Here is a 9,116-nt window from a genome sequence, read left to right on the forward strand (position 1 = left end):
AGGTGCCCCAGACCGGCGCGTGCACCACTGCCCGATGAGGAACAGGAGGCCAAGTGCGGCCAGCCCAAGCAACAGCCCTATTCGTATTTCACGTGCGAGCCGAACGCCGTGCTCTGCCCGATCCACCCGAAGGCGATGCCCGCGATCCTCACGACGGCCGAGGAGATGGACGTCTGGATGCGGGCGGAGTGGAACGAGGCAGCGGCGCTTCAGCGCCCGCTACCGGATGATGCGATGCGGGTTGTGGCGAAGGGTCAGCGGGAGGATGCTGCCGGGTGACCACTTTGCGCCCTTTTTGCCCACTAGGCTTGCTCACAGACTAACCCGAAAGCTGCCGTTGATCTCCTCGCTCAATTGGCGATCTTGGTCGACCTAGATCAGGGACAGTCCGGGCAGTCAGCTCTGGACAACCAGGGCGGTTTTTCATCCGTTCGTCTAGAAATCGGAACGGCGAGAAGCGTCGCTCTTCCTCTGCTCGACCGGACCGGCTAGCGCCTCGACGCCGTAAGGGACGAAGCCTGTTCTATGGCCGCGAAGACAAGGTCAACCTTCGCCTGCCGAAGCTGATCACGGCGTTCAATGCGCGGATGGTCGTCACGCTAAAGCACATGGATCGCTCCTTGAACCAACGCGGTGCGGTTCGCGAGTAGCGACATACCGGTTACCGCAGCTCCTCGTCCGTTCGACGATTTGCCGTCGCTCTTTTCGTAACGCGCGGGTCTGGTATAGCAATGTCGCAATGGGGAGCCGGGGTCTGTGGCGCCTGTGGACGGTTGGGTTAGAATGATAAATGCGCGCGGTAATCATCCAACGGTAGCCAGCTTGTTCGCCGGATGCGGAGGATTCGATCTGGGTTTTAAGTCGGAAGGCTTCCGCCCCGTTGCAGCCTTCGACATCGACCCTGTCGCCGTGGGCACGTTCAACGCCAATATCGTCAATGTCGCGAGGGTATGCGACCTATCGGATACCACGCCACAAATTTCTGCTGACGTCGTTCTCGCCGGATCGCCCTGTCAGGGATTTTCGACCGCCGGCAAGCGCGCACTGCAAGATCCGCGCAACAATCTCCTGGTTCGTGCCGCCGAGATCGCTCTGACCATCCGGCCGAAAGTCTTCGTGCTGGAGAATGTGCCGGCAGCGATTTCGGGCCGCCATGGCAGCCGCTGGGAGCAGGTCGAGGCGATCCTTCGCGCGGACGGATATATGGTCGAGCGGATCGTCGCCGAGGGACCGGCGAGCGGTGTTCCCCAATTGCGGAAGCGCTTGTTCCTCCTGGCCTGGCGGGGCAACATCCCCGTGCGGTGCGATCTGGCGCCGCGGGCGAGTCTGTCGCTCATGGAGACGATAGGTGAAATTGGCGACGCTTCGGGCCATGATCCGCAACCGTTCAGGGAAGGTTCTCGGGAGGCCCGTATCGCGGCGAGGATCGGCCCCAGCCAGAAATTGAGCAACGTCCGGATCAGTCCTGCGGCCGTCCACACCTGGGATATTCCGGAAGTCTTTGGCGCCATAACTCGAGGTGAAAGAACTGTGCTCGAGGCAGTCGTGCGGTTGCGGCGGCGCGACCGGCGGCGCAATTTCGGCGATGCCGACCCGGTCGAGATCGAGCGCATATGTTCTCATCTTGGACGCTGCTGCCACGCCGAGGTCGAGCGCCTCATCTCAATCGATTATCTCCGGCGGGTCGGAGACTATATCGACCTTAAACACACCTATAATGGCAAATTCCGACGCCTGCCACTCGATGGCCCATCACCGACCGTCGACACCCATTTCGGCGATCCGGCGCTCTTCTTGCATCCGACCGAACATCGCGGGCTGACGCCCCGCGAGGCGGCGCGGATACAAGGATTTCCTGACGGGTTCGAATTTGGCGACGTGAAGGCACGTGCTTTCCGCATGATCGGCAACGCCGTACCGCCTCCCATGGCAGGGCGGCTGGCTCGTTTGGTGCGCTACGCACTGCTACCGGTGGCAGCATGAGCGATCGGCTCCGGGACCTTCTCATACGCTGGAGCCTGCATGATCCGGTCGAGGGCGAGGGAGCTCTGCTGAATCTCGACTCAGTCCAATATCTCGGCCGCAAAGTGTGGGATGATTATGAGCCCGCGCAGTTCGATTCCTTTGAAAACCGCCTGGACCGCTGGCTGCACAATCTCGATCACGAGCGTGACCAGTTTACCCTTTTGCGACTGCTCGAAATACTATTCTTCATCGGCCGACCCGAATTTGAATCGCTCTGTCGCGCTGCCTTTCATGGTCCCGTTACGCGCTGGCTCGTCGACCAATGCAATATCGACATCGCCGACGCGGCCGCAGGCGGTCAGATCGGGACCGCTGTCGGACAGACATGGTTTTGTCCCGTTACTGATAGCATGCGCATCAACGCCTTTTTGAAGGTCAACGGACTCTCAGGACATTCTCATCGGCCCGATTGGAGGTCATTGCGCAAATTCGGCGACGTCGAAAAGTTAAGGATTTATACAGAGGCTGAAGGCGTCCAGCGTCTCGTGCTTCTTGAGGACTTCGTCGGAAGCGGGACACAGATAGGGAGCGTTCTGCGCTTCGCGGCCGACAGTTTTCCTGACCTTCCAATTCTCGCCTGCCCCCTCGTGGTCTGCCCCAGGGGCGATGAGGTCTGCGACCAGATCGCGACCGACCATCCCATGGTCAGCTATGAACCGGCGCTCAGGATCGCTGCCAACACCCTCATTGCTGTCGATCCCGTCGACGGAGAAGCGCCTCTGCATGGGAAGGTGCGCGATCTGACGCGGCGCGTGTCGGCCCGCCTCGGGCCGACCGAAAGGGATGCCGCGTCCCAACGCCATCATGGCTATAAGGGGACAGGCGCGGTGGTGGCGCTCTATTCCAACTGTCCGAACAATTCGATGCCGATCCTCTGGGATGCGACCGACGCTTGGGAACCACTCTTCCCGCGACTGAAGCGCGCATGACAATGCAGATGCAGATCAATCCCTTTTTCGAAGTCTATGTCGGCGACCGCCTAACGAGCAGCGAGTTTGTCGGCATCTTCAGCCCATTTCTCGTCGAACATGCACAGGCGCTGTTCTTGCCCGGAAATGTAGTCGTGAAGGGTATTCAGGGGAGCGGTAAGAGCATGCTCCTGACCTTGCTCAAGGCCGATGTGCGTCGCGAATATGGACGCGCGAGAGCGCAATTCCCCGTACGAGGCTCGACCGGCGACTTCATCGGCGCTGGCGTCAATCTCGCTCACTGCAATGCCATGGATTTCGGCTACCGGCGCCTCACCGATGATCCAGAAGAGAATGCACTGCTATTTGCTGATTTCGTCAATCACCAGATCCTGCTCGATCTGTTTGAATCGCTCCGCAAGCTCGCTAATCCAGAACGCAGGATAGAGCATTACCCGACCGTATCGCTCGACCTCGCGCGAACGAACGACTTCACTCAGCATATCCGGGACCATCCCGTCTTCCAAGGCTCTCTCAGCGGCTGCCAGACGATCGAGGATGTCGAAGCGCGAATTCGGCGCCGGATTAACGCCTATGTGCGGTATCTTCACCGCAACGATCGCCATCTCGATGAGGGCATCCGCGGGACGAAGACTGATATGGGGACGCCGATATCAACGGTCGTAGCCGAGCTCAAGCGCGCCGGCATCATAACGGAGAAGGTGCCCGTCTTCATCCATGTCGATCAGTATGAAGAACTTGGCAACATTTCTGCCCCTGACGATCGGACGCCCGATTACCGCGCGGTGATAAATCGCGCTTTGGCCCGACGTGACCCTGCCGTCTCCTACCGGATAGGCACGCGTGGTCATGCTTGGCGGGACCACGGTCGTATCCTCGGATCTACTGCGCGGCTCGAGGAGGAGCGAGACTATAAGTTCGTCGACCTCGATCTACTGCTAAAGCGCCCAGAAAATCCGCGCACCTATATTTTCCCGAAGTTTGTCGCCGATGTCTTTGCGCGGCGGCTGCGGCATGTCGGATTGGCGTCGGAGGATGCGGAGGGCGATAATCTTCTCAAGAGCATCTTCGGAGAAGGCATCGCTCCGGAGGACAAAGCCCGTCACTATGGGGGGCGAAATCCGGGGCGCGCCGTTAAAGTCGATCCGGACTGGCCCGAACCCTTTTCAGCGGCGCTCAAGGATATGGCCGACCGCGACCCTCTGGACGCCCGGCTGTTGGAGGCAAGGGCGCTGCAGCGGATCGACCCGGCCGCGCCACGAACAACCCGCCTTCTGCCTGCCGACTTGACGATAGGCATACGCGAGGATGTTGAGCGTGAATGGTGGCGCAAAGAACGGATCGAACTGGCGCTCGTGCAAATCGCTGGGCGCTGCCAGGAGCGGCCGATCTGGTCCGGGAAGTCGGAGGTCATCGAGCTAAGCGGCGGTAATATTCTGACTTTTCTCAACATTTGTCAGAATATCTGGGACACCAATAACCAGCTCGGCCACCGAAGCCGAGATACGGGGCTGGCGCGCATTGACGACAATCTGCAGGCTATCGGAATATTGAAAGCAAGCGAATATTGGTTGCGGAAAATCCTGCGCGAGACTGGGCGCAGCGGCGATCGCAGCCGGTTCGTTCAGCTTCTGGGTACTTCTCTCGCCCGAAGGCTTCATGCCGATCGGAAAATGAGCAATCCCGGCCATAATGGCTTTTCGGTTCCGGACGATGAGCTCGCTGCTCCGGGCTTCGCCTTCGTCCAGGATCTGCTGTTGGAGATGGTGGACTATGGGAGTTTGGTGGCATCGAGCCACACCACCAAGGAGAAGGATCGGCTACCGCGGACAAAATTCTATCTGAACCCCGTACTCTGCCCACATTTCCGCATCCATTATAAGCGGCTGAAGGAGCCGGTCTACGTCCATGCTGCCGATGTGGCCGGCTGGATGGCCGAAGCGAAATTGTCGGTGCCCGAGGGGGTTCGGCGAAGCCGGCCGAATAGCAATCCCGCCCCGCTGCCTCTGTTCGAGGATTAAAAATGCAGCCCTTTCGCCCCTGGGGGCAGATCGACTGGCTGCTCGGGCGTCTCGAGGTAAAAGCTTGGTCCATGATCGGCTGCTGCGGGACGGAGAAGCGCAGCATCAGCCTGGCCAAGCATCTGGGGCGGGCCGACCTCCACCATGTCCGCATGATCGAAATCCTCGATCCTCAGCCGCTCGATCCTAAAGCGGTCGAAGAGCGTCTGACTGAGCACCGAGCGGCGCTCGCCGACGCCGGCTATTCAGAGAACGATATCGTGCGGGATGAACCGCTCGTCGCCGACCTGGACACGATCACGGATATTGTCGCCGGACTCGTCGAGGCGGGGAGCACGAGCCTGCTCGTGGATCTAACATCCCTGCCGAAACACTGGTTTTTCCCGCTCATTCGTGCGGCGCTCGCCGAGGCGGCGATCAAGGACGTTGTGGCCTGCTATACGGCGGGGTTTGGATATGCGCCCATCCTGTCGGAAAACATCTCGCCTCTCCGCGTCCTGCCGAGTTTCGCCGGTGATGCCCCGCGCTCCCGCCACGGATCGCTGATCATAGGGATTGGCTTCGAACCCACCGGGCTCGATGCCTTGCTCGCCGATCAGCCTTCAGATGCTATCCGGCTGATATTCCCCTTCCCGCCTGGTCCACCCGGGCATCAACGCAACTGGATGTTCGTGAAGTCTATCGAGGAGCTCACCTCGAAAAAACAGATTGATCCCCCGGATCGGGTCCACATCCACATGTACGATTGCCCCCAGATCTTCGACGCATTGTGCGAGATGACCGATGGCGGGAGAATAAGTTCGGCGCTAGCGCCTTATGGTCCGAAAACGGTGTCCCTCGCCATGTGCCTGTTCGCGCTCGCGGCCGAAAAAGCGCAACGGGCGGCGGTGCCCGTCTATTATGCCCAACCTCTGCGCTATGCCCTCGACTATACGGCGGGCGCCGCAATGCGTGGAGACGCACCTGACGCCGTTGGATATTGCCTACGCCTTGCCGGTCGAGATCTGTATCGCGTTGCGTGACGCCGATCGTTTCCGGTATGTTCTCAACCCGAGTAGCAGCATCACCGCCTATGCTAAATGAGAGCAGCGGCTGCGGCAGCGTGTGAAGGATCTAGAATGACCAGCGGAACGCCAGAAGCCGAGATCATGGCGGCGCGCGCGCACATAAGCGAAACTCGGCGTCCCACAGTCGCTGCGCTTGAGGCGATCCTCCAGACCGAGCAGCGAGTCCTCGACCACGGCTTCGTCCGAGTTGTCGATTATATGGGCGACGATGCCGCGATCGTGCAGGCCGCGCGAGTGTCTTATGGGCGCGGCACGAAAAAGGTGAGCGAGGATCGGACGCTGATCCGATATCTGATGCGCCACTGGCACTCGACTCCTTTCGAGATGTGCGAGATCAAGTTGCACGTGAAGTTGCCGATCTTTGTTGCGCGGCAATGGGTGCGGCACCGCACGGCAAGCATCAACGAATATTCGGGGCGCTACTCGATCCTTGATCGGGAATTCTACACCCCCACCCCGGACCAGCTGGGTTCGCAGGCGACAACCAACCGCCAGGGGCGGGGCGCCGTGCTCGACGAAGAGCAGGCGACGCATGTACTCCACCTGCTGCGGGAAGATGCCGAGCGCTCCTATGCCACCTATCGCCAGCTGCTCAATGAGCCGGACGACCCGGACTATGATCCCGACCGGTCGGGTTTATCACGCGAACTCGCTCGAATCGGGCTCAGCCTGTCGACCTATACGCAATGGTATTGGAAGACGGATCTTCACAATCTCTTCGGATTTTTACGCTTGCGCGCGGATTCGCATGCTCAGTTCGAAATTCGTGCCTATGCCGAACTCATATTGGACATTGTCCGACATTGGGTCCCCGTCAGCTGCGAGGCATTCGAGGATTACCGGCTGAACGCGGTCTCTCTGTCCGCCGCCGAGGTGGATGTCGTGCGCCAGGCCCTCAAGGGCACCGATTTGATGCGACCGCGAAATATCTCGACGCGGGAGTGGTCGGAATTCACTGCTCGATTTGGCATAACCGCAACCTAGCAAAACGCTAAGGCAGGGCCTTTTTTGGGGAGGGCGAGTATCCACTCTCGAACGCCTGCTTCTGGGACGCAGTGTGCCCTCGAGCATCATCGGGAAAACGGCAGGTTTCTCCCCGAATCGTTTTTGAACTAGCCGGTCCGCAAGCGGCCAACTGCAGCCGCTGAACACTGTTTACCGCCGCACATTGCGTCTGTGCCGAGGTTCACTTCATCCTACTCATCCTTTGAAGAGGGCTCTGGCCTCTTGCGCGGGCGCGGTTTCCGCCGCGCTGGGGGCGTTTTGGTGTTGGAGGCCGGCTTCTGTGCGGCCGGCTTCCTAGGTCGCTTTTTCCGTGCACCACCGGCATCGGTCCTGGTCGCCTGCACTGCATCGCCGACTTCGTCTTGGAGCGCTTCGGCCTGTTCGCCGGCCGAGGGAGGCGCCTCCCTGGCGGCAACCTGTTGATCCGCTTGGTCGCTTGCAGAGTTCGACGTTTCGGCCACCGGCACCTCTTCGCCGCCTGTGACCGCTGCGGAGCTGCTGTCTCTCTCGGTCTGCCCTGAGCCGCGCCCCTCGTCCTCTCCGTCAGCCAGATCCTCGACCACCTCTATCTCATCGACCGGTTCATCCTCGTCGGCCTCCTCTGGCGCGACCGGGCGTTCTTCTGGTCGCTCCCGCCTCGGCAGCGTCGCTCCCCACTGCTCTAGGAACCGCTCGATCGAACGCATAGCCTCTTCCTGGTGGAAGGGCGGCGGCAGGTGGGCTTGGATTGGCGGGGCACCGCGCGCGAATATGACCGACTTGTTGGCAAAGGTCGGCCCCATCAGCTCCGTTGGCGTGACCAGAGGTCTGGTCTCTTCGTAGACGGTGGTCTTGTCACCAGCCCGATTGGAGACGTAGGTGGCGGTCTCCAGATCGTTGACGCCGAAGAAGATCTGGGTTCGGCAGTTGCCGAGCATGCTTTCCCAGCGCGGATAGGTGCGTTTCAGCTGCGGCAGATCCTGGGCGATCAGCCACATGCGGATCCTGGCGCTGCGCGCGATCGCGATCTGATCCTCGACGATGGGCATATGGCCGAGCTGGGCGAGCTCGTCGAAAACGAAAAGCGCGGGCACCTGATAGGGCACGTCGTACTCGGCCATCTCCTCTTCCTGGACGCTCTCGGCGCGCGACCAGGCGTTCAGATGGACACCGAGCAGCACGCGCAGCACGCTGGCGTAGCTTCGCATCCGGTCCGGCGGAATCACGAAGAACACGCTGTAGGCGCCGCCTCGGACCATAGAGCCAGTGCCGTCGGAGTACTGTCCGGCGCGGTATCCGATGTGCCCGATCGTCTCGTCCGTGGTCGCCAGCAATTCCTGGGTGCGCAGGCTGACGACGAAGTAGCTGATGTCCCAGTTCTCAGAGGTGGTGGATGTGGCGTCGGCGATCTGTTTGGAGCGCCAGCCGTCAAGCTCGGCCCGAGCCGATTGGAGGATGCTTCTGAACATGTTGTCGGCCATGACGCCGAACTGGTTGGCGAGCTCGACGAGCATATCGTCGTCGCTCTCCGCCAGGCGCTCACGAAGGTCCTCGTGCTCCTCGTCGCTGGCATAGAGGATGCGGACCACCTCGCGCATGGTGCGCCGTTCCGGCTCGAGGGTCTTTACATACATGATGAGCCCGCGCACGAAGTCGCGGGCCGACTGATCCCAGAAGCGTTTTTCGCCGCTGTCGGACGGTGCGATCAGGAGATCGGCGACCACGCGCGCGTCGTCCCAGTCTTCGATCGCATCGAGGGGGTTGAAGCTGTCGGTGTCGCCGTTGCGGTCGAAAGGCGCCCACTTGAACACACCACCCATGAGGTCACGATGCCCCTTGGTGGTCCGGTAGTTTTCGCCTTTGGGGTCGAGGCAGACGACGGGTCCTTCATAGGTCATCAATGTCGGGAGAATGAACCGCTGGCCCTTGCCGGCTCCGGTCGAGGCAATGGTGACCAGATGGCCTTCGCCCTGATGGACGATCGGCGCCGTCGGCCGGACGGTTGCCGGATCCGTCTCGCCGATGAAGATTGCGTCGGGTTTGCGCTCCTCTTCGGTGATCACCAAGCCGGCCCGGCGCAGGTCCATGCC

At 60.8% G+C, this 9,116-nt stretch carries 6 protein-coding genes; 5 read left to right on the forward strand and 1 reads right to left on the reverse strand.

All coding sequences use genetic code 11. The features are described 5' to 3' along the window. The first annotated feature begins 783 nt into the window (after positions 1 to 783). The 5 genes from ACSSVZ_RS26035 to thyX all read left to right on the forward strand — a co-directional run bounded on the left by ACSSVZ_RS26035 (position 784) and on the right by thyX (position 7,026). Complete coding sequence (locus ACSSVZ_RS26035) at positions 784 to 1,983, forward strand: DNA cytosine methyltransferase (protein WP_453973780.1); 1,200 nt, start codon at positions 784 to 786, stop codon at positions 1,981 to 1,983. Continuing rightward, complete coding sequence (locus tag ACSSVZ_RS26040; protein WP_453973781.1) at positions 1,980 to 2,954, forward strand: phosphoribosyltransferase-like protein; 975 nt, start codon at positions 1,980 to 1,982, stop codon at positions 2,952 to 2,954. Before ACSSVZ_RS26035 ends, ACSSVZ_RS26040 begins: the two co-directional genes overlap by 4 nt. After that, positions 2,951 to 4,975, forward strand: a complete 2,025-nt coding sequence (locus tag ACSSVZ_RS26045) for an ORC-CDC6 family AAA ATPase (RefSeq protein ID WP_453973782.1) — start codon at positions 2,951 to 2,953, stop codon at positions 4,973 to 4,975. The genes ACSSVZ_RS26040 and ACSSVZ_RS26045 overlap by 4 nt, the downstream gene beginning before the upstream one ends. A gap of 2 nt (positions 4,976 to 4,977) precedes the next feature. Further along, complete coding sequence (locus ACSSVZ_RS26050; protein WP_453973783.1) at positions 4,978 to 5,997, forward strand: hypothetical protein; 1,020 nt, start codon at positions 4,978 to 4,980, stop codon at positions 5,995 to 5,997. 96 nt (positions 5,998 to 6,093) lie between these two features. After that, positions 6,094 to 7,026 carry an FAD-dependent thymidylate synthase gene (thyX, locus tag ACSSVZ_RS26055; protein WP_453973784.1) on the forward strand — a complete coding sequence of 311 codons (933 nt, stop codon included), beginning with the start codon at positions 6,094 to 6,096 and terminating at the stop codon, positions 7,024 to 7,026. Between the two features lie 212 nt (positions 7,027 to 7,238). Here the strand turns inward: thyX and ACSSVZ_RS26060 are convergent. After that, the coding region (locus ACSSVZ_RS26060; protein WP_453973785.1) for a type IV secretory system conjugative DNA transfer family protein at positions 7,239 to 9,116 on the reverse strand (1,878 nt) is incomplete at its 5' end.

It is taken from the genome of Amorphus sp. MBR-141 (assembly GCF_053628695.1).

What these genes read in the sequence shown, in the direction of transcription:
- ACSSVZ_RS26040 (WP_453973781.1), top strand. Translation starts at nt 1,980, where the DNA reads ATGAGCGATCGGCTCCGGGACCTTCTCATACGCTGGAGCCTGCATGAT.
- ACSSVZ_RS26050 (WP_453973783.1), top strand. Translation starts at nt 4,978, where the DNA reads ATGCAGCCCTTTCGCCCCTGGGGGCAGATCGACTGGCTGCTCGGGCGT.
- thyX (WP_453973784.1), top strand. Translation starts at nt 6,094, where the DNA reads ATGACCAGCGGAACGCCAGAAGCCGAGATCATGGCGGCGCGCGCGCAC.
- ACSSVZ_RS26035 (WP_453973780.1), top strand. Translation starts at nt 784, where the DNA reads ATGATAAATGCGCGCGGTAATCATCCAACGGTAGCCAGCTTGTTCGCC.
- ACSSVZ_RS26045 (WP_453973782.1), top strand. Translation starts at nt 2,951, where the DNA reads ATGACAATGCAGATGCAGATCAATCCCTTTTTCGAAGTCTATGTCGGC.